This is a genomic window from Micromonospora sp. S-DT3-3-22, from assembly GCF_015354745.1.
Lineage (GTDB): Bacteria > Actinomycetota > Actinomycetes > Mycobacteriales > Micromonosporaceae > Micromonospora > Micromonospora wenchangensis.
In genome coordinates this window covers 33,903-54,136 of record NZ_JACGMO010000032.1, presented here as the reverse complement: position 1 = coordinate 54,136, position 20,234 = coordinate 33,903, and the positions used below count along the sequence as shown (strand labels likewise).

The following is a 20,234-nucleotide window of genomic DNA, read 5'->3' as shown; positions in this document are numbered from 1 at the left end:
GGCCCGCCGGTGGTGGGCCCGCACCGGGCGGGGGTCAGTCCTCGATCCACCCGTGGGAACGGGCGAACTGGGTGAGGTGCTGCCGGATCTGGCTGATCTGGGCGCCGGTGAGCGTCGGCACCTGCTCCACCAGCAGGTCCGTGATGTTGGAGCGGAAGGTGAAGGCGGTCAGGACGTCGCACTCGTCGTCGTCGCCCCGGTCGGTCACCGGCAGCCGGGTCACGGTCGACGCGGCGGACGCCGAGGGGCGGGACGCGACCGGGGCACCGGGGTTGAGCAGGCGCGCGTAGAGCGCCTTGATCCCGCGGTTGCCCTCCACCGACTCGAACTCCACCCGCATCCCGGGCGCGACCGACGGGCGCTGGTCGCCGAAGTCGTTCGCGTGCACGAAGACGTCCTCACCGCCGCCCTCCGGGCTGATGAAGCCGTACCCCTTCACGTCGTCGAAGCTGAGAATCGTACCGACCGCCACCGCGACCACCACCCCACGAAACAAGAGCCACCAGAACAGAGACTTCGCCGTGCCGTCCCCGGCGCAGCACCCATGCTAGTGGGCGGGGCGCGCTCCGGAACCCCTACTCGGGCGCAGTCGTGTGGTCACGGGTGTGCCCCGCGCCGGTGACGCGGGGCACACCCTCTAAAGCATCCTAGGAAATCGGTGTCCGGGCAGGTCGGGCGCGGACGCCGCCGCCGGACTACCGGACGGTGAAGGTCAGCGGGTTGGAGATGCCGACACCACCGTGGGTGTCGTACGCCCGGACGGTGAAGGTGGACGACGTGGCCGCCGCCAGGTCGAGCTGGAACTGGAAACGCTGTCCACTGCGGGTCGGCGTCGCGGCCACCCGGGTCCCGCCGAGGTACAGCTCCACCCGGTCGACCGCGTCCCCGGCATCGGCGTCGGTGACGTCGGCGACCAGCGTGACGGTGGTCGGTTCGAGGAAGTAGGTCTGCCCGCCGGGGGTGCTCAGTGCCACCGCCGGGGGCTGGTTGGCCCCGCTGGTCGGGGGCGTGACCACGGTGACCAGCCGGGGCGGGGCGCCACCGGACAGCGACTGGTCGGTGCCGGCGGAGACGTTCAGCACGTAGGTGGTGCTGGTGCCGGGGGCCCCGACCGGCGGGGTCCACGACGCGTCGAACCGGTCGCCGGCGGACCTCGTCCCCTGGGCCACCGTGACGCCGTCCACCCGGAACGACACCCCGGTGATGTAGTGGCCGCCGCCCACGGTCGCGGTCGCCGCCAGCGGGACGGGACCCGGCGCGGTGTAGACCGCCCCGGCGGCCGGGCTGAGCCAGGTGACGATCGCCGGGTAGTCGGCGACCGGCGGCGGCGTCGTGCGGGTCGGCGTCACGCTGGGCACGACGCCGCCGGTGCAGGCGACCCCGTTGAGGGTGAACGCCGCCGGCTTGGGGTTGCTGAGGAACCAGGAACCGACGAAACCGATGTTCGCCGAGCCGTTGGTGCCCAGGGTCGCGTTCCAGCTGAGGTTGGTCGCGCTGACCTGCTGGCCGGTCTGGGCCCAGGTGGCGCTCCAGCTCTGGGCGATCTGCTGGTCGACGGCGGGGAACGCGAACCGCAGCGTCCAGCCGTTGACCGGCGCGCCCAGGTTGGTGACCGCGATGTCGGCCTGGAAGCCACCGGTCCACTGACTGGTGACGGCGTAGTCGACCCGGCACCCGGCGGCGGCGTTCGCCGTACTGGCGTGCGAGACCGCCGCCATCGTCGCGACCAGGGCAACAACGACGGCGACCACCGCCGTCAGCGATTTCCGCATGGCACACCCCGCCATAAATCGTTGGGTATCAATAAGTACGACGACTGTCCTGCGGCTCCGCTTGCCTTGTCAAGACAAGGACGAGAGTCCTGCCGCCGGCAGGACGTCGGGGTGGCCGGCCGATGGTCCGGCCACCCCGACGAGACGTCCCGACGGGCCGCCCCGAACGCCCTATCCCCCGGCCGGCACGGCCGCCGTGACCGCCCGCAGGTGCCGCAGGCCGTCGGTGGCGAGCCGGTCCTGCGAGGGGGCCAGCGGACGCCAGATCGCCGCCGCGGTGGCGATGGTGTCGTTCTCCGCCGTGAACGACTCGATGCAGACCGCACCCCGGTACCCGGTCTCCCCCAGCACCGTGAAGAACCGCGGCCAGTCGAAGTGGTCCGACCCCGGGGCGCCCCGGTGGGTGCCGCTGACCTGGACGTGCTTGATGTGCGGGCCGGCGGCGGCGAGAGCCGCGTACGGATCGGACTCCTCGATGTTCATGTGATACGTGTCGATCATGATGCCGACGCTCGGCGGCAACCCGTCGATCAGCTCGATCGTCTGCGCGACGGTGTTGACCACGCTCGTCTCGTAACGGTTCAGCGCCTCGACCCCGATGCCGACCCCGCACCCGGCGGCCTGCTCGGCCACCGGCCGCAGGGCCCGCCGGAAGTCCGCGTGGCAGGCCGCCCGCGCCGCCGGTGACATCCGCCAGGTACGCCCGACCGAGGCGTACACCGGGCCGCCCACGCAGGGCGCACCGACCGCCGCCGCAGCCGCCACGCACCCCTTCAGGTACGCCACCGTCGACTCCACCACCGCCGGGGCGGCGTCGACAAGTTCCCGCCCCGGCGGGGTGACCGCGCAGACCGCCGCCGCGACCAGACCGTGCGCGGCCAGCAGGTGCCGGGTACGGGCCGGGTCCCAGTCGCCCGGCTGCTCGATCGGCAGCTCCACCGCGTCGAAGCCGAACGACGCGATCCGCGGCACCAGCGTGGCGAGGGCCCCGTCGTCGACGGGCGACGCCCACACCCAGGGGTTCACCCCGAAGACGTACACCGGGCCTACTTCCAGCGCTGCGGGTAACCGGGCAGGTCGGTGCAGCCGCACATCGCGTAGTGCAACGGCGGCATGCCCGGGTCGAGATACCGGTCCAGGTTGTCCTGGGTGATGGTCGGCTGGGGCAGCTTCCACGGGTTCGCCACCTGCTGCCCGTCGAGGATGCGCAGCGCGGCGATGACCGGCGTACGCCACTGGTACGTCGGGTACGTCGGCGCGATCGCGGTCAGGCCCTTGTCCTTCCACACCTTCAGGAAGTCGAGCTGGTCCTCCCCGTTGATCGGCGGCACCGGCTTGCCCGCGTCCTGGAACGCCTCGACGGCCGCGACCGCGACCGCACCGGCGTCCATCCACACGCCGTCGATGGTGCCGTACCGCTGGAGGTAGTCGTCGACGATCTTCTTGGTCTTGGCCGGGTCGCCGTCGGTGAACTCCACCCCCACCACGTCGACCTTCGCCTTGTCGAACGCCACCTTCGCCGCCGACCAGCGGGTCTCCAGCACGTCGACACCGGGCAGGATGCGCAGGGCGAGGACCTTGCCGCCCGGCTTCATCCTCTGGCTGACGAACTCGGCCCCGACGTGGCCGAAACCGTAGCCGCCGATCGGGTTGACGAACGTCACCGGGCACTTCGTGCTGACCCCACGGTCGAAGACGACCACCGGCAGCCCCGCCTTGCAGGCCGCCTCGACCGCCGGGGTGAGCGTGGCGGTGGTGTTCGGCGAGACGATCAGCGCGTCGCAGCCCTTGCCGAGCAGGTCGTTGATGTCGGCGATCTGCTTCTGGTCCTTGCCCTCGGCGTCGACGTGCACGAACTCGCTGATCCGGCTGCCCTGAGCGGCCACCTCCGCCTGCATGGTCTTGAACCCGACCTGCCGCCACGGGTTGTTCAACGCCGCGTTGGAGAAGCACAGCTTGTGCGGACCGGCCTTCTTGAACTTCGTGGTGTCCACCATGGTCGGGTTGAGCATCTGCTCCCACGGCTTGTCCGCCGGGCCGGTCGGCGTCGCGCCGAGCAGCGCCAACTCGGCGTCGTAGTCGGCCTGCACGAAGAACTTCGACTGCTCCCCGGTGCCCGAACCGGCGGCCGAGGTGGAACCGCCCGCAGGGCCCGCGCCCGGTTCGTCGGTGGCGCAGGCGGTCAGGGACAGCAGGGTGACGGCGGCCAGCGCCGCCAGGCAACGTCGCACTATGGTTTCCCCTTATCGAGACGAAGAACGGGTAGCCGAGACCGCCACGGCGAGCAGGATGATCGCGCCCTGGACGGTGGACCTGAGGGCGCCGGAGACGCCGTAGAAGTTCATCAGCGCGAAGAGCAGTTCGAGGGTGAGCGCGCCGAGCATCGCGCCGACGACCGAGCCACGGCCCCCGCCGAGCGCCACGCCACCGAGCACCACCGCGGTGATCGCCCCGAACTCCAGGCCCGCCCCGGCCTGGAAGGACACCCCGCTGTAGCCGCCGAGCAGGATCGCCGCCACGGCCGCCGCGAGCCCGCTGAGGACGAAGGCGACCGTCCGGGTACGCCAGACGCGTACCCCGCTCAGCTGCGCGGTGCGCGGGTTGTCGCCGACAGCCACCAGGGTCCGGCCGAAGTCCGACCGCATCAGCAGCACGGCGAGCGCCGCGACGACCACCAGGACCAGCAGCGCGTACGGCACCCGGCCGAGCAGCGGCACGTCCTCCACCGCCCGGCGGCCGAACCGGCGGAACTCCTCGGAGAGCCCGCCCTTGGGCGCGCCGTCCGACCACAGGTAGACCGCGCCGACCAGGATCAGGAACATGCCCAGGGTGGTGATGAACGACGGCACCCGCAGGCGCGTCGTGACCAGCCCGTTGACCAGCCCGACCAGCGCGCCGAAGACGAGCAGGAGCAGCACCACCGGCCAGGTCCGGGCCGGATCGCCGTCGATCAGCCGGGCCGCCACCACCACCTGCGCGGTGACCAGCGAACCCACCGACAGGTCGAACTCACCGGAGACGATCACGAAGTACTGGCCGGCGGCGAGCAGGATGACCGGTGCCGACCGGCCGAGGAAGGACATCAGCGACGGCGGGTCGAGGAAGCCGGGCTGCCGGATGCCGACGAGCACCAGCAGCACCGCGAGGATGGCCAGGATCGGCAGCACCCCGCCGGGGCGTACCCGCAGACGGATCGGGGACAGCGCACGACGCGCGACGGTCGACATGGTCAGGACGCCGCCTTCCGCAGGGCCCGACGGGCGTAGACGGCGACCGCGGCGATGATGACCACACCCCGGATCACCTGCTTGAAGAAGGCGTCCACCTCGAGCTGGTTGAAGATCGCGTCGATGCTGGCGAGCAGCAGCACCCCGCCGACCGTGCCGACGACCCCGCCCCGCCCACCGGCGAGCGCGGTCCCGCCGATCACCACCGCGGCGATCGACTCCAGGTCGTAGAGGCCCTCGGTGCCCACCCGGGGCGCACCCGAACCGAGCCGGCTGGCCAGGTAGATCCCGGCGAGCCCGGCACACAGCGAACACAACACGTGCGCGGTGACGAGGACCCGGTCGTTGCGGACCCCGGAGAGCCGGGCCACCTCCGGATCGCCGCCGACGGCGACCAGGTGGTGCCCGAAGCGGGTCCGCGACAGCGCGAACCACGCCGCCCCGGTCAACGCGAGCAGCAGCAGGAACGACAGCGGCACCGGACCGACCCGCTGGTAGCCCAGCGACTGCACCAGCGCGGGAGAGGTGGTCCCGGCCGGGCCGTCGTAGTTGCTGTCGAGGTACCCCTTGAGCAGCAGCCCCACCCCGAGCGTGGCGATGAACGCGTTGACCCGGAACCGGGTCACGAGCAGCCCGTTGAGCAGTCCGATCCCGGCGCTGACCGCGAGCGCCAGGCCGACCGCCGGCAGCAGCGCGCCGTCGCCGCCGTTCATCGTCTCGGCCGCGACCAGGGTGCTCAGACTGATCACGTACGCCACCGAGAGGTCCAGCGAACCGCCGAGGATGACCAGCGTCTGGCCGACGGCGACGAGCCCCAGCCCGGCCGCGACGTGCAGCAGGCTCACCGTCGTGGCCTGGTTGAACAGGTGCCCGCCGTCGACCAGGACGACCAGCCAGCCGATCGCCAGGGTCAGGGCCAGCGCCACGAACACCCCCGGCACCCGACGACGGGCCGGCAGCAACGACAGCAGGCCCGGCTCACTCCTCGCGCTCACCGGTCCGCCTTCCGCTCGCGACTGCGGGGCTCGCAAACCCGGCTCACTCCTCGCGCTCACCGGCTGCCCTCCGTTCGCGACTGCGGGGCTCGCAAACCCGGCTCACTCCTCGCGCTCACCGGCTGCCCTCCGGGGTGTGGCCGACGGCGAGGGTGACGACGTCCTCCTCGGTGGCGGCGGCGGGGAGTTCACCGGCTATCCGGCCGTCGCGCATGACGACGATCCGGTCGCTCATCCCCAGCAGCTCGGGCAGGTCCGACGAGATCATCAGCACCGCCGCGCCGTCGCGGGCAAGCCGACGGACGAGGTCGTGGATGGCCGACTTCGCCCCCACGTCGATGCCCCGGGTCGGCTCGTCGAACAGCAGCACCCGGGGGTCGAGCGCCAGCCAGCGGGCCAGCACGACCTTCTGCTGGTTGCCGCCGGACAGGAAGCGGATCTCCTGGTCGTCGCCGGCGGCGCGGACCTCGACGGCGGCGAGCAGGTCGCGGACCCGGCGGGTGCGGGCCGCGCGCCCGGACCGGGCCGGGAAGACGGCCCGGCCGGCGAGCAGCGCGTTGTCGAGCACCGACTGCCGGGGCACGATCCCCTCGCCCTTGCGGTCCTCGGTGACATAGGCGATGCCGGCCCGCATCGCGGTACGGGGTGAGCGCAGCCGTACCGGCCGGCCGTCCAGCGTCACGTCGCCGCTGGTGAACGGGGAGACGCCGAACAGCGCACGGGCCAACGCCGAGCGTCCGGAGCCCTGCAACCCGCCGATGCCGAGCACCTCGCCGGCCCGCAGGTCCAGGTCGACGGCGCGCAGTTTCCGGTTGCCCGCGCCCCGGACGGTGAGGCGTACCGGGCCGAGGTCGTCGGGGGTGGCCCGGTCGGGGTAGTAGCTGGACAGTTCCCGGCCGACCATGTGCCGGACGAGGTCGTCGGCGGAGGTGTCGGCGGTGTGCACGGTGGTGACCCGGCGGCCGTCCTTGAGGACGGTGATCCGGTCGGACAGGTCGAAGACCTCGGTGAGCCGGTGCGAGACGTACAGCACGCCGATGCCCCGCTGCTGGAGCCGGCGGACCAGCCCGTAGAGCAGCTCGACCTCGTGGTCGGCCAGCGCGGCGGTGGGTTCGTCCATGATGAGCAGGCGGGCGTCCAGGGCGAGCGCCTTGGCGATCTCGACGACCTGCTGCTGCGCGACGCCGAGCCGCCCCACCCGGGTGTCGGGGGCCAGGTCGGTCTCGCCGATCGAGGCGAGCAGCCGTCGGGTGTGCTCGCTCATCGCCCGCCGGTCGACCAGCCCGCGCCGGACCGGCTCGTGTCCGAGGTGGACGTTCTCGGCGACGGTGCGCTCCGGCAGCAGGTTGAACTCCTGGTGGATGATGCCGATCCCGGCGCGCTGCGCGTCGCGGGGGCCCCGGAAGACCCGGCGCGCGCCGGCGACCTCGACGCTGCCCGCGTCCGGGGCGTACCCGCCGGAGACGATCTTCATGAGGGTGGACTTGCCGGCGCCGTTCTCACCGACGACGGCGTGCACCTCGCCCGGTGCGACGTCGAGGTCGACCCCGTCGAGCACGCGTACCCCGAGGAAGGACTTGCCGATGCCCCGGAGGGTCAGCAGCGGTGCCGGCGGCGGATCGGGCATCCCGGAAACCCTCACAGACAGTAGTCATCGGCGTGGTTGATGTTCCGTGTCCGGCACGGTCGAGCTGCCGGACGGTGAACTTTCGCTGTCGCTCGTGAGCGCTTACGTCGCCAAGGAGCAAACTTTCCTTGACATCGACGAAACATCACACGTATGAAGATAGATGTTTCGATGCGTGTCCACAATCCTCGATCTTTGCGGGCCGCCGGTCCGAGCACCCGATCGGCGTCGATGCCGGATCGGGGGCCGGTGCGCGCCCCACAGCCGGACCGTCGAAACATCGAACCTTACCCCATCCATTGACAGTCATCGATGACTGACCCATCCTGGCCACGCGGCCCAGCGGGCGAGCACATCACCGACGTCACTCTCAGTGACGCATTGCGGGGCGGACGGCCGTTGCGGCGGACGGCACGCCGACCTCGGACAGCACACCCGTGCCCGCCGCGCGTCCCGGCGTCCACCGGACGCGCGGACGGGCCGTGGTCGCCATCGGAAGTTCCCGCCGACACCTAGGAGACGGCATGCGTCGCACCACGTTGCTCATCGGCATGATCGCCGGGCTGTTACTGTCACTCGGCCTCGCACCACCCGCGTCGGCGGCCCCGGCCTTCCGCGCCCTGTTGTTCACCAAGACGGTGGGCTACCGGCACGACTCGATCCCCGCCGGGATCAGCATGTTCCAGCAGCAGGCGGCGGCGAACAACTTCGAGCTGGTGCAGACCGAGGACTCCAGCGTCTTCACCGCGGCCAACCTCGCCACCTTCGACGTGATCATCATGTTCCAGACCTCCGGCATGGTCTGGACCTCGGCGGCCCAGCGGCAGGCCGTGGAGGGTTACCTCGCCAGCGGCAAGGGCATCGTCGGCATCCACAACGCCCTGGACATGGGTATCGAGGGCGAGTACCCCTGGTGGGACCAGACCCTCAACGGCGGCGCCCACATGCCCGAGCACTCCCCCGGCGTGCTGCCCGGCACCGCCATCGTCGCCGACAAGCAACACCCGTCGACGACGGGCCTGCCGGACCGGTGGAGCCGCAGCGAGGAGTGGTACAACTTCGACACCAACCCGCGCGGCAACGTGCACGTGCTGGTGACCGCCGACGAGCGCACGTACAACCCGGGGTCCCGGGCGATGGGCCCGGACCACCCGATCTCCTGGTGCCGCAACGCCGCCGGCGGTCGGGTCTGGGCCACCGCGATGGGCCACGCGATCGACTCCTACAGCGAGACGAACTTCCGCAACCACGTCCTCGGCGGCGTCAAGTGGGCCGCCGGCAACCTGCCCGGCGACTGCGGCGGCACCGTCTGGGGCAACTTCGAGAAGCGCACCCTGGACGACAACACGGTCGACCCGATGGCCCTGGCCGTGCTGCCCGACGGCCGGGTCATGTACGTCCAGCGCGGCGGCCAGGTCAAGATCTTCAAGCCGGCCACCAACAGCACCGTGACCGCCGCCACGCTGAGCGTCTACACCGGCGGCGAGGACGGTCTCACCGGCATGGCGCTGGACCCGAACTTCGCCACCAACGGCTACGTGTACCTCTACCACTCACCGGCGAGCAGCAGCACCGACGTCAACCGCGTCTCCCGCTACACGCTGTCCGGTGACACCCTCAGCCTGTCCACCGAGGCCCGGATCATCGACATCCCGGCGTACCGGGACCGCACCTTCCCCGAGCCCGGCCACACCGGCGGCTACATCGACTTCGGCCCGGACGGCAACCTCTACATCGGCACCGGTGACGACACCCCGCCGAACCTCGACCCCAACTGGCAGGGCTACGCGCCGCTGGACTGGCGCTCCGGCAAGTCCAACCTCGACGCCGCCCGCAGCGCCGGCAACACCAACGACCTGCGGGGCAAGCTGCTGCGCATCCGCCCCTCGGACAGCGGCGGCTACACCATCCCGACCGGCAACCTGTACCCGCAGGGTACGGCGCAGACCAGGCCGGAGATCTACGCGATGGGCTTCCGCAACCCGTTCCGGTTCTCGATCGATCCGGCCAACGGCTGGGTCTACCTGGCCGACTACGGGCCGGACCGCAACCCGCCCACCACCAACCGGGGCCCCGAGGGCCTGGTCGAACTCAACGTGATCAAGTCTCCCGGCAACTACGGGTGGCCGTTCTGCCACGGCGACAACCAGCCCTACGCGCCGTACAACCCGGACACCGGCGTGGTCGGCGCCAAGTTCAACTGCAACGCCCCGGTCAACAACTCCCCCAACAACACCGGCCTGACCAGCCTGCGCCCGGTCGTCGCCCCCAACATGTGGTACGGCTACGGCACCTCGTCCAACTTCCCGGAGCTGGGCTCCGGCGGCTCCGGCCCGATGGGCGGCCCGGTCTACCGCTACGACCCGGCGAACCCGTCGGCCACCAAGTTCCCGCCCTACTACGACGGCGTGCACTTCTTCTACGAGTGGTCGCGCAGCTACATCAAGGAGGTGCACTTCGACTCCGCGACGGCGGTGACCCGCACCAACGCGTTCCTGCCCGGCGGGCGGTTCAACAAGCCGATGGACCTGGAGTTCGGCAGGGACGGCTCGCTCTACGTGCTGGAGTGGGGCACCAACTTCGGTGGCGGCAACAGCGACTCCGGGCTCTACCGGATCGACTACATCCAGGGCGGCCGGTCCCCGATCGCCAAGGCCGTCGGCACCCCCACCAGCGGCCCCGCCCCGCTCAACGTCCAGTTCAGCAGCGCCGGCACGGCCGACCCGGACCCGGGCAACACGCTGAGCTACCAGTGGACGTTCGGGGACGGCACCACCTCGACGGCGGCCAACCCGTCGCACGTCTACACCACCAACGGCAACTACACGGCGCAGCTGAAGGTCACCGACAACACCGGCAAGACGGGCTTCGCCAACGTCCAGATCACCGTCGGCAACAGCGCGCCGGTGGTCACCATCACCACACCGGCCAACGGCGGCATGCTCACCTTCGGTGACAAGGTGTCGTACCAGATCAGCGTCACCGATCCGGACGGCGGCACGGTCGACTGCAGCAAGGTGCTGCTCAACCCGGCGCTGGGTCACGACGACCACGCCCACGAGACCACCGAGTACCCGGGCTGCTCGGGGACCATCTCCACCGACCTGCTCGGCGGGCATCCCGACGGCGCCAACCTGTTCTACGTGCTCAACGCCCGCTACACCGACAGCGGTGGCCCGGGCGGGGCGTCCCCGCTCACCGGCACCGCGCAGGCGATCCTGCAACCCAAGCACAAGCAGGCCGAGTACTTCAGCAGCCAGTCCGGCATCCGGGTCGTCGACCAGGCCGCCGCGGAGAGCACCAAGCGGGTCGGTGACATCTCCAACAACGACTGGATCGCGTTCACCCCGATGAGCCTGTCGGGCATCTCGACGGTCAGCTACCGGCTGTCGTCGCCGTCCGGTGGCGGCACGATCGAGCTGCGGGCCGACTCGCCGACCGGCACGCTGCTGGCCACCACCCCGGTGCCGAGCACGGGTGGTTGGGACAACTACCAGTCCACCGCACCGGTGAGCGTGTCCGCGCTGTCCGGGACACACCCGCTCTACCTGGTGTTCAAGGGCAGCGCGAACAACTGGTTCGACCTCGACTCGCACACCTTCGGCGGGAACGGTGTCGGCACACCCGGCACCGGCACCGGCACCGGCGTGGCGGGGAAGACCTGGACGCTCACCGCGCTGCACAGCGGCAAGCTGATGGACGTCAGCGGTGTCTCCACCGCCGACGGCGCGCAGCTCACCCAGTGGGCGGCCACCGGCGGCAACAACCAGAAGTGGCAGGCCGTGGACGCCGGTAACGGGGCGGTCTACCTGAAGGCGGTGCACAGCGGCAAGTGCGCCGAGGTGACCGGCGGTTCCACCGCGACCGGCGCGTTCCTCCAGCAGGCCACCTGCAACAACGGCAACCAGCAGAAGTTCACCGCGACGGCGACGGCGACCACCGGGGTCTACACGGTACGCAACGTGCAGAGCGGGCTCTGCCTGGACGTCAACGGTGGGGCCACCACCGACGGCGCCCGGCTGTTGCAGTGGACCTGCCACGGCGCCACCAACCAGCAGTGGCGGTTCACCCAGGTGTGACGCCCCACCCGTCGCCGTCGCGGCGGCGGTAGGCCGAGCGGGCCGGCTCCGGATGTCGGAGCCGGCCCGCTCGGGTCGCGTCGCCACCCCGCCCGGCCGGGTGGCCGGCGGGCCGTCCCGGTCTGGGCCAGCGGGCTGATCAGCGGTACGCCGGATCGCCGCCGCGCGGGGGAACCCGTTCGCCTCCGGCGGCCGACGGACGGAACCGCCGGTCGTGGACGTCACCGGACGGTTCCCGCCGGCAGGTCGGTACCGCCCCGGGCGTCGGCGCGGGGAGACGGTGATCGGCAGGGCCCGAGGTGCGGGCCCTGCCGATCGGTGGTGCGCATGCCGTTCAGGTGTTCCGGCGGCCCGCCCTATCCCGGGCCACCCCGGACCTCAGGAACCCCCGAGGTCCGGGATGCGCATCCTCAGCGCTGCCGGGTGAGCAGGCCCGGCCGGTAGGGCAGCAGGCCGTAGTCGACGCCGTTGGAGCTCGGCGAACGGCCCTGGTAGAGCAGTTGTAGGTTGCACGGGTCGACGGTCATGGTCTGGTCGGCGCTGGTGCGCAGCAGCTCGCCGTGGCTGATGTCGTTGGTCCAGGTGGCGCCGCTGTTGGCCTTGCCGGCGAACGGGTTGCTCTCGGTGGCCGCGTTCGGGGTCCAGGTGCCGCCCAGGCTGGTGGCGGTGAAGGAGCGGAAGTAGCGGCCCTGGGAGCCGATCGCCTCGACGATCATCAGGTACTGGTTCTGGCCGGCGACCTTGTAGACCTGCGGGGCTTCGAACAGGTTGTTCGTGGTGTCGCTCATGATGGTCGTGTAGCTGGAACCGAAGTTGCCCGGGAAGTTCCCGATCGGCATGCTGGCCCGGTAGATCTTGCCGTTGTCACCGGCGAAGAACAGGTACATGTTCTGGCTGTCACCGATGACCGTCTGGTCGATCGGGCCGGTGCCGGAGCCGGTGATGCTGCCGGTGAACAGCGGTTGCGCCGCGGACCAGCCGTTGGGGTTGGTCGGGTCGCTCGACGTCCGGTAGGAGAACGCGGTGCCACCCCACTGGTAGGTCAGCACCCAGACGTTCTTCGGTGCGAAGTAGAACAACGACGGCGCGACCGTCGCCGAGTTCATCCCGTTCTGCGACGCCGAGGCCATCTCCGACCAGTTCGTGAACAGGCCGAAGTTCATCGACCCCCACGAGCTGCCGAAGTCGTGCGTGGTGGCGTAGACGAGCTGCCTGCCGTTGTACGGGGCGACCGTGAAGTCCTTCAGCGACACCCACCCGGACTTCGGGTTGGCCAGCGAACCCGTCGACGACCACCGGTACGACGACGGCAGCGTGCAGTTGCCGCTCGGCGGCGGGGTCGTGGGCGGCGGGGTGGTGGTGCCACCGACCTTGACGAGCTGCCACTGCTGGTTGGTGCCGTTCCAGTCGGCGTACTGCACGATGTTGCCGCCGTCGGCGGTGGACGCGCCCTGCACCTCGACGGCCTTGCCGCTGTTGCGGTTGATCAGCTGGATGTAGCCGTCGATGTCCTGGATGCTGAACTGCTGGTTGGCGCCGTTGTTGTCGGTCCACTGCACGATAGACCCGCCGTCGGCGGTGGACTTGTTGTAGACGTCGAGCACCTTGCCGGACAGCTTCGACTTCAGCCGGTAGTAGCCGCCGCCGGAGTCGACGAACTGCCACTGCTGCTGGCTGCCGTCGTTGCGGGTCCACTGGGTGATCCGGGCCCCGTCGCTGGTGGCCAGGTTGTAGACGTCGAGGGCCTTGCCGCTGTTGCGGTTGACCAGCACGTACGACGCGCCGGTGTCGATGGTGGCGGCGGCGGCCTCCGTCGCGGTGACCGCGACGACGGCACCGCCGCTGAGGGCGGTCACGAGGGCGGTGGCCGCTGACAGCAGCCATCGCCGGTGGCCGCGACGGCCGGGGGCCGGGCCGGGGTGGGCAGCCGGGAGATGCATGGAGGGCGCTCCTTCATGAGGACGGGTGGAGCCCGGAGGTCCCTGCGCGGCGGCCCCCGGTGACGTGGTCGCCGAGGGCCGGGGTGGTCGGGCCGGCCCGCGTCGTCGGACGCTCCCGCCGAGGCGGGATACGACCAACCTATGTGAACGCTCACATAGATGGATGCAGGTCGGGTGTTTCTTCGGTCGGGCTGGTGGGGGCGAACGAACCGGCAGGGGTCCCATTCAGATCCGGCGATGTTACCAGAGTGTTTCGGACAGCTCAAGGTCGTGCCATCCGCCCGCCCAGGTGGCCGCCACACGGAAGGCCCCTACCGCCGGGGTGGCCGATGCGGCGGTCATGTTAACGCTCACTCTCCGCATCGCCCGGCCCGGGACCTGCCGGACGGGCCCGCCGTCCGGGAGCCGACGATGATCCCTTCCGATCCGGTGGGTGATGTGTAATCTTCGATGGATGCGGGTCGGTGGCCGGGCAGGCGGACAGGGTCACGCACGCGGGCACGGGGCGGCACGGTGCCGCTGACCAGCCGGACGCGACCGGCCAGCCACGCCCGGCCGCGTACCGGGCTGGCCGTCGGCCTGCTGGTCGTCGCCCTGCTGGCGCTGGCCGGCGGCGTCGGCTACGCCGCCCTGGTACACGTCCAACAGGCCAGGATCCGCCACGAGCTGGACTGGGCGATGGTGCACGGCCGCCCGGCCGACCCGTCCGGCTGCACCTGGATCTTCGGCGGCGCGAGCGACACCGGGCACGGTGGCGCGATGCCGGCCGGGTTCCCGGAGCACGGGGCGATCCACGCCGTGGCCCGCACCGGCCGACCCCAGGTCGGGCAGGTCGCCCGCAACGGCACCGTCTACCACGTGCGCACCCAGCTGCGCGACGGCGAGGTCGTCCAGGTGGTCTTCGACGCCCGCTTCCAACTCGCCGAACGGCGCTACCTGCTGTGGGCGGTGTCGACCGCCGCGTTGGCCGTCCTGGTCGCGGCGACCGCGACCGACCTGCGGCTGCGTCGCCGGTCGGTGCTGCCGTTGACCGAGGCGCTCGACCGGCAACGCCGCTTCGTCGCCGACGCCAGCCACGAGCTGCGGGCCCCGATCACCCGGGTGCACACGGCGGCCCAGTTGCTGGCCCAGCGGACGACCGGCGCGGCGCACGACGCGGACCGGCAGGATCTGGACCGGCTGCTGCACACCACCCGGCGGCTCGGGGAGATCGTCGACGAGTTGCTCCTGTCGGCCCGGCTGGCCGATCCGGCGGCGATGACCCGACCGCCGGCCACGGTCGACCTCGCCGCGCTGGTCGTCGAGGCGATCGGGGCCGACGCGCCGCGCGCCGCCGCCCTCGGGGTGACGCTCGGGGTGACCGGCGCGGACCATCCGGTGCCGGTGGCCGGTGTCGGGCCCGCGCTGCGCCGGGTGGTGGCGGAACTGCTGGCGAACGCCCTGCACCACACCCCGGCCGGCGGGCGGGTGCAGGTGCGGTTACGCCCGGCGGGCGCGGACCGGATCGAGCTGGTGGTCAGCGACTCCGGCCGGGGATTCGACCCCCGGCACGCCGGCCGGATCTTCGACCGGTTCCACCGGGGCCCCGACGCCGGGGACCGCCGGGCCGGGCTCGGGCTGGCGCTGGTCCGTGAGGTGGTCACCGCGCACGGCGGCACGATCAGCGCCACCGGCCGGCCCGGGGCGGGCGCCACCTTCACCGTACGGCTGCCGGTGGCCGGTGGGGGGCGGGCCGGGGGTCCGCCGACGGACGGCGACCCGGGTGGGGGCCGGTGGCCCTTCTGCTGGTGGGCGGGCCGGGAGCGGACGGGCGGGGAACGCGCGACCAGCAGATTCTGACCGGCGAAAAATTCCACCGGTCAACCTTCTGCGGTTTCGGTGCGACCATGAACGGATGACCGACCCGTCACCCCCGGCGCACGGCCCGTTGCTCCTCGTCGAGGACGACGCGGAACTGGCCGACATGCTGGTCGAGCTGTTCCGCCGGGCGGGGTACCGGATCGACCTGGCCCGCGACGGCCAGCGGGGCCTGCACCTGGCGCTGCGCGGCCCCTACCAGGTGATCATGTTGGACCGGCGGCTGCCGGCGATCGACGGGGTCGACCTGCTCATCCGGCTGCGGCGGTGCTCCGTCGCCGCCCGGGTGCTGATGCTCAGCGCGCTCGGCGACCTCGACGAACGCATCCGGGGCCTCGACGCGGGCGCCGACGACTACCTGCCCAAACCGTTCGAGGTGACCGAGCTGATGGCCCGGGTGCGGGCGTTGACCCGTCGCCGCTTCGACGGGGCCGAACTGATCCCCATCGGGGCCGGGCAACTCGACCTGGCCCAGCGCGGGGTGCGGCTGCCCGACGGGCGGGAGGTGACGCTCAGCGGCCGGGAGTTCGAGCTGATCCGGCTGCTCGCCAGCCAACCCCGGATGGTGCACAGCCGCAGCCAGCTGCGCGGACGGGTGTTCGGCGCGGACCGCACCGAGGCGGTGGTCGACACGTACGTGCACTACCTGCGCCGCAAGCTCGGCGACCGGGTGGTGCGTACCGTGCACGGCCTCGGCTACCAGATCGGCGCGCTGTGAGCCGGCCGCCCGGGACCCCGACGGGGCCCCGGGCGGCGGGGTGGCTCAGCGGCCCACGAACCGGGCCGGACGTTTCTCCAGGAAGGCGGCCATCCCCTCGCGCTGGTCCTCGGTGGCGAACAGGGCGTGGAAGGCCCGCCGTTCGAACAGCACCCCGGCGTGCACCCCGACCTCCTCGGCCTGCCGGACCGCCTCCCGGGCCAGCATCGTCGCGAGCTTCGGATACCCGGCCACCACCGCCGCCGCGGCCTGCGCCTCGGCCAGCAGGCGATCCGTCGGCACCACCCGGGACACCAGGCCGTACCGGTGCGCCTCCGCGGCGTCGAGCTGCCGCCCGGTGAGCACCAGGTCCATCGCCCGCGCCGGGCCGATCAGCCGGGTCAGCCGCTGGGTGCCGCCGATGCCGGGCATCACCCCCAGCCGCAGCTCCGGCTGCCCGAACCGGGCGTTGTCCGCCGCGAAGATCAGGTCGCACATCATCGCCAGCTCGCAGCCGCCGCCGAGGGCGTAGCCGGCCACCGCCGCGATCTTCGGGGTACGCAGCGCGGCGAACGCGTCCCAACCGGCGAAGTGATCGTCCAACGCCACGTCCAGGAAGGACTTGCCGGCCATCTCCCGGATGTCCGCCCCGGCCGCGAAGACCTCGTCGGAGCCGGTGAGCACGAAGCAGCCCACCCCCGGGTCGCGGTCCAGCGGGCGCAGCGTCTCGACCAGCTCGGTCAGCAGCGCCGTGTCCAGCGCGTTGCGCACCTCGGGCCGGCACAACCGCACCGTGACCACCCGGTCGTCCTTTTCCACGGTGATCCTCATCGTCGCCTCCCTCTCGTCAGGAATCCCAGATCGCGCCGTACGCGGGCACCCCGCGTTCCTCCATGCCCCGCACCACCTGCCAGGTCAGCGGCCGGTTCGAGATGCAGATGACCGCCTCGGCGTCGTACCGGCGGCACGCCTGCCACGCCAGCCGCAGCATGTCGGGCTTGCCGTCGCGGGCGGTGTCCCACAGCAGCGCGTCGGGCTGGTGGGCGAGGATCTCGTCGACCAGGTCGTCGCCGAAGGTCTCCCGGTGCCGGCGGGCCACCCAGACCAGGTGCGCCGGCACCTGCCCGGCCAGCAGGTGCGGCAGCACCGGGCCGATCCCGCTGCCGGTCGCCACGTACAGCACCCGCCGGAACAGGGTCTCGATGTTGGCCACCCCGGCGGTGCTGATCCCCTTCACCCAGAGCCGCCGCGGCGGGTCGTCGACGAACCGGCCGGTCCAGTCGCCGGCCCGGCTCACGGTCAGCCGGAACCCGCTGCGACCCGGCGTCGGCACGTTGGCGAAGGAGTGCCACTCCCACAGCGGGCTGCGGCTGACCGCGGTGGACGAGCCGGGGAACGGCGTCACGCCGTGGTCGAAGTGGACCAGCGCCACGTGCGACGAGGGACGGTGCACCACCACCGGCACCCGGCGCAACCGCAGCCAGGGCAGGGCGATGCTGACGGTCAGCACCGCGAGCACCACGCCCGGCGCGGAGGTGGCCAGCGCGACCGGCCCGCCGGCCAGGAAACCGGCCTGCGCCCAGAGCAGCAGCAGGGCCGCCCAGCCGCCGAGACGGTGGGTGCGTTCGAACAGGTCGTGCCGGCGGGACCGCACCGGCGGCAGCGCGGTGCCGACGACGGCCAGCAGCAGGACGGCCACCGCGTACCCGGTGACCAGCGCGCCCGTCGGCCCGTCGCCGACGGTCAGCGCGCCGAGCTGGGCGAGGAACCAGCCGGTGCCGGCCAGCGCCGCGCCGACGTGCAGCCCACCGAAGTGGTAGACCTTGCCCAGGGTGGCCCGCACCCGCAGCGGCCACCGGGTGGGTGCCCGGGTGGCCAGCCGGAACAGCAGGTTGATCACGTACTGCTGGCGGATCAGCACGGCCAGCGCGACGTTCGCCAGCGCGACGACACCCAACGCGTCGGCGGCTCCGGGGCCGTGCCACCAGCCGGCGGACAGCCCGTACGCCAGCAGCGCGGCGTTGGTGGCGAGCACCGCCGCGACGAGCCGGTGGTGGTGCATGAACCGGGGCTGGGCCAGGACCCGGCGCAGCGTCGACACCGGCGGGGGAAGTGTGTCGTCGGGGACACCCGCCGGGCCGGTGCGCGACGTCGGCGCGGGTGGCAGGTCGGTGGTGGTCACGCCGCCGCCTCCTCGACGTGGGCCCACTGCCACCGCAGGTCGAGGGCGAGCCTCAGCAGCGCGTCCCGGTCGACCTTGCCCCGGCCGGTCATCGGCAGTTCCGGCAGCGGGTGCACGGCCGCCGGCACGCAGTAGTAGGGCAGCGCGGCGGCCACGGTCTCCCGGCACCGCTGCGGGTCCAGCTCCGCGGGGGCCACGAAGGAGACCAGGTCCCGGTCGGTGACCCGGAGGGTGACCGCGCGCCGGCAGCCCGGCACCGTCTCCAGCACGGTGGAGACCGCGTCCAGCTCCACCCGGAAACCCCGGACCTTCACCTGGTCGTCGGTGCGGCCGAGATGCTCCAGCTCCCCGTCGGCGCGCCAGCGGCCCCGGTCCCGGGTACGGAACATCAGCCGGCCGCCGCCGAGGAACGGGTCCGGGGCGTACCGCTCGGTGTTGAGCGCGTCGTTGTCCAGGTAGCCGGCGGAGACGCAGTCGCCCCCGGCCCACATCTCGCCGACCTCGCCGATGCGGCAGGGCCGTCCGTCGGCGTCGAGGACGTAGACGGTGTTGTTCGGCGTCGGCCGGCCGATGGTCAGCGGCGCGCCCGGCCGGTGCCGGTGCATGGTGTTGACGATGGTGGTCTCGGTCGGCCCGCAGCAGTTGTAGAAGACCCGGCCGGCGGCCCACCGGTCGGCCAGCGGACGCGGGCAGGGCTCCCCCGCCACCGCGACGACCCGCACCCCGGCGCACCGGTCCAGGTCGATCCGGCCGAGCACCGAGGGGGTGGCGATCAGCACGTCGGCTCGGGCGGCGGTGGCGGTGAGGTCCCGGTCGCGCACGAGCAGGGTGCCGCCGTTGGCGAGGCAGCCGAGGATCTCCCAGGCGGCCATGTCGAAGGCGACGTTGAGCAGTTGGGCGACCGTCCGTCCGGGCCGTATCCCCAGGTGGCCCGGGGCGGTGAGCAGGATGTTGGCCACGTTGCCGTGGGTGACGGTGACGCCGTTGGGGGTGCCCGTGGTGCCGGAGGTGAACAGCACGTAGCAGCCGTCGTCGGCGCGTACCGGACGGTCCGGGACGGGGGCGGTGAGGTGCCCGCCGGGCGGCAGCGGCTCGGCCATCATCGCGTCGACCGCGAGCCGGGGCACACCGGGTGACGCCGGCACCGCGTCCAGGGTCGCCGCCGTGGTCAGCAGCACCCGGCAGCAGGCGGTCGAGGCGACCTGGCGCAACTGCGCGGCGGGGGCGATCCGGACGTCCTGCGGGACGTAGGCCGCCCCGGCCTTGAGGGTGGCCAGGATGCCGACCAGCATCGGCAGGGACCGGCTGGTGAACACGCCCACGGTGTCACCGGTGCGCACGCCGAGGGCGACGAGGTGGGCGGCGAGCCGGTTGGCCTGGCGGTCCAGTTCGCGGTAGCCGATCCGTACCCCGAGGTGCTCGGCGGCGACGGCGTCCGGGGTGGTGGCGGCCCACCGGGCGAACGCCTGGTGGATGCGCAGGTCGGGGGCGGGCACCCGGGGGCCCTGGCCGAACCGGTGGAACAGCCGCCGCTCGCGCGGTGGGAGGTGGTCCAGCAGGGCTCCCCGCCAGCCGTCCCGCCCGGCGGGGAGGACGCCGACCGGGTGGGTCGCGGTGTCGTCGGTGGACTGTCGTACGGACATGGGCCGCTCCTGTTCTGACCGGCCGCCCTGCGCGGCGATCGGAATCGATGCTGGTCAATTCAAATGGGAAATCTCTTAGATCCGTCGCGCGGTGGCCGACCGAACGTGCCCCGGTGCCCACCGGTGCACGTTCGGTCGGATCGGAGGGGGCCACGGCGGGCGGGGCGGGTCGGCTCCCGGCCGGCGCGCGGGGTCGACGCGGCGCGGGCCCGGGG

General features: G+C 72.2%; 14 protein-coding genes. 3 read left to right on the top strand and 11 right to left on the bottom strand.

Annotated features, from left to right (window positions below):
- Positions 1-34 precede the first annotated feature (34 nt).
- The 7 genes from H1A17_RS12280 to H1A17_RS12250 form a co-directional block, all read right to left on the bottom strand.
- On the bottom strand, positions 35-472 hold the full coding sequence (locus H1A17_RS12280; protein WP_145919327.1) for a cold-shock protein: 438 nt from the start codon (positions 470-472) through the stop codon (positions 35-37).
- A gap of 223 nt (positions 473-695) precedes the next feature.
- Entirely contained in the window at positions 696-1,772 is a 1,077-nt protein-coding gene (locus tag H1A17_RS12275) for a cellulose-binding domain-containing protein (RefSeq protein WP_145919326.1), read from the bottom strand.
- Between the two features lie 171 nt (positions 1,773-1,943).
- Complete coding sequence (locus tag H1A17_RS12270; protein WP_194821909.1) at positions 1,944-2,813, bottom strand: sugar phosphate isomerase/epimerase; 870 nt, start codon at positions 2,811-2,813, stop codon at positions 1,944-1,946.
- A gap of 5 nt (positions 2,814-2,818) precedes the next feature.
- Positions 2,819-4,003, bottom strand: coding sequence for a substrate-binding domain-containing protein (locus H1A17_RS12265; protein ID WP_240762823.1), 1,185 nt, complete (start codon positions 4,001-4,003; stop codon positions 2,819-2,821).
- Positions 4,004-4,015: 12 nt separating this feature from the next.
- Positions 4,016-4,999, bottom strand: a complete 984-nt coding sequence (locus tag H1A17_RS12260) for an ABC transporter permease (protein WP_145919324.1) — start codon at positions 4,997-4,999, stop codon at positions 4,016-4,018.
- Positions 5,000-5,001: 2 nt separating this feature from the next.
- Positions 5,002-5,994 carry an ABC transporter permease gene (locus H1A17_RS12255; protein WP_309236763.1) on the bottom strand — a complete coding sequence of 331 codons (993 nt, stop codon included), beginning with the start codon at positions 5,992-5,994 and terminating at the stop codon, positions 5,002-5,004.
- Between the two features lie 115 nt (positions 5,995-6,109).
- Complete coding sequence (locus tag H1A17_RS12250) at positions 6,110-7,621, bottom strand: sugar ABC transporter ATP-binding protein (protein ID WP_145919322.1); 1,512 nt, start codon at positions 7,619-7,621, stop codon at positions 6,110-6,112.
- Between the two features lie 524 nt (positions 7,622-8,145).
- Between H1A17_RS12250 and H1A17_RS12245 the strand changes: the two genes are divergently transcribed.
- Positions 8,146-11,700 (top strand): ThuA domain-containing protein, encoded by a 3,555-nt coding sequence (locus H1A17_RS12245; RefSeq protein ID WP_194821908.1) that lies wholly within the window; start codon positions 8,146-8,148, stop codon positions 11,698-11,700.
- 410 nt (positions 11,701-12,110) lie between these two features.
- Here H1A17_RS12245 and H1A17_RS12240 read toward each other — a convergent pair whose 3' ends face one another.
- Complete coding sequence (locus H1A17_RS12240; protein WP_194821907.1) at positions 12,111-13,640, bottom strand: non-reducing end alpha-L-arabinofuranosidase family hydrolase; 1,530 nt, start codon at positions 13,638-13,640, stop codon at positions 12,111-12,113.
- A 513-nt stretch (positions 13,641-14,153) separates the two neighbouring features.
- Here H1A17_RS12240 and H1A17_RS12235 point away from each other — a divergent pair.
- Both H1A17_RS12235 and H1A17_RS12230 read left to right on the top strand, forming a co-directional pair.
- On the top strand, positions 14,154-15,479 hold the full coding sequence (locus tag H1A17_RS12235) for a cell wall metabolism sensor histidine kinase WalK (protein WP_240762821.1): 1,326 nt from the start codon (positions 14,154-14,156) through the stop codon (positions 15,477-15,479).
- A 55-nt stretch (positions 15,480-15,534) separates the two neighbouring features.
- Positions 15,535-16,215 (top strand): response regulator transcription factor, encoded by a 681-nt coding sequence (locus H1A17_RS12230; RefSeq protein ID WP_145919318.1) that lies wholly within the window; start codon positions 15,535-15,537, stop codon positions 16,213-16,215.
- A gap of 45 nt (positions 16,216-16,260) precedes the next feature.
- Here the strand turns inward: H1A17_RS12230 and H1A17_RS12225 are convergent, their stop codons facing one another.
- The 3 genes from H1A17_RS12225 to H1A17_RS12215 are packed head-to-tail and all read right to left on the bottom strand — an operon-like array spanning position 16,261 to position 20,019.
- A complete protein-coding gene (locus H1A17_RS12225) occupies positions 16,261-17,025 on the bottom strand; it encodes an enoyl-CoA hydratase-related protein (protein WP_145919317.1) in 765 nt (254 codons plus the stop codon).
- Positions 17,026-17,041: 16 nt separating this feature from the next.
- On the bottom strand, positions 17,042-18,376 hold the full coding sequence (locus tag H1A17_RS12220; RefSeq protein WP_145919316.1) for a hypothetical protein: 1,335 nt from the start codon (positions 18,374-18,376) through the stop codon (positions 17,042-17,044).
- Positions 18,373-20,019: an amino acid adenylation domain-containing protein gene (locus H1A17_RS12215; RefSeq protein ID WP_228543396.1), complete on the bottom strand. Its 1,647-nt coding sequence runs from the start codon at positions 20,017-20,019 to the stop codon at positions 18,373-18,375. Before H1A17_RS12215 ends, H1A17_RS12220 begins: the two co-directional genes overlap by 4 nt.
- Between the last annotated feature and the right edge of the window lie 215 nt (positions 20,020-20,234).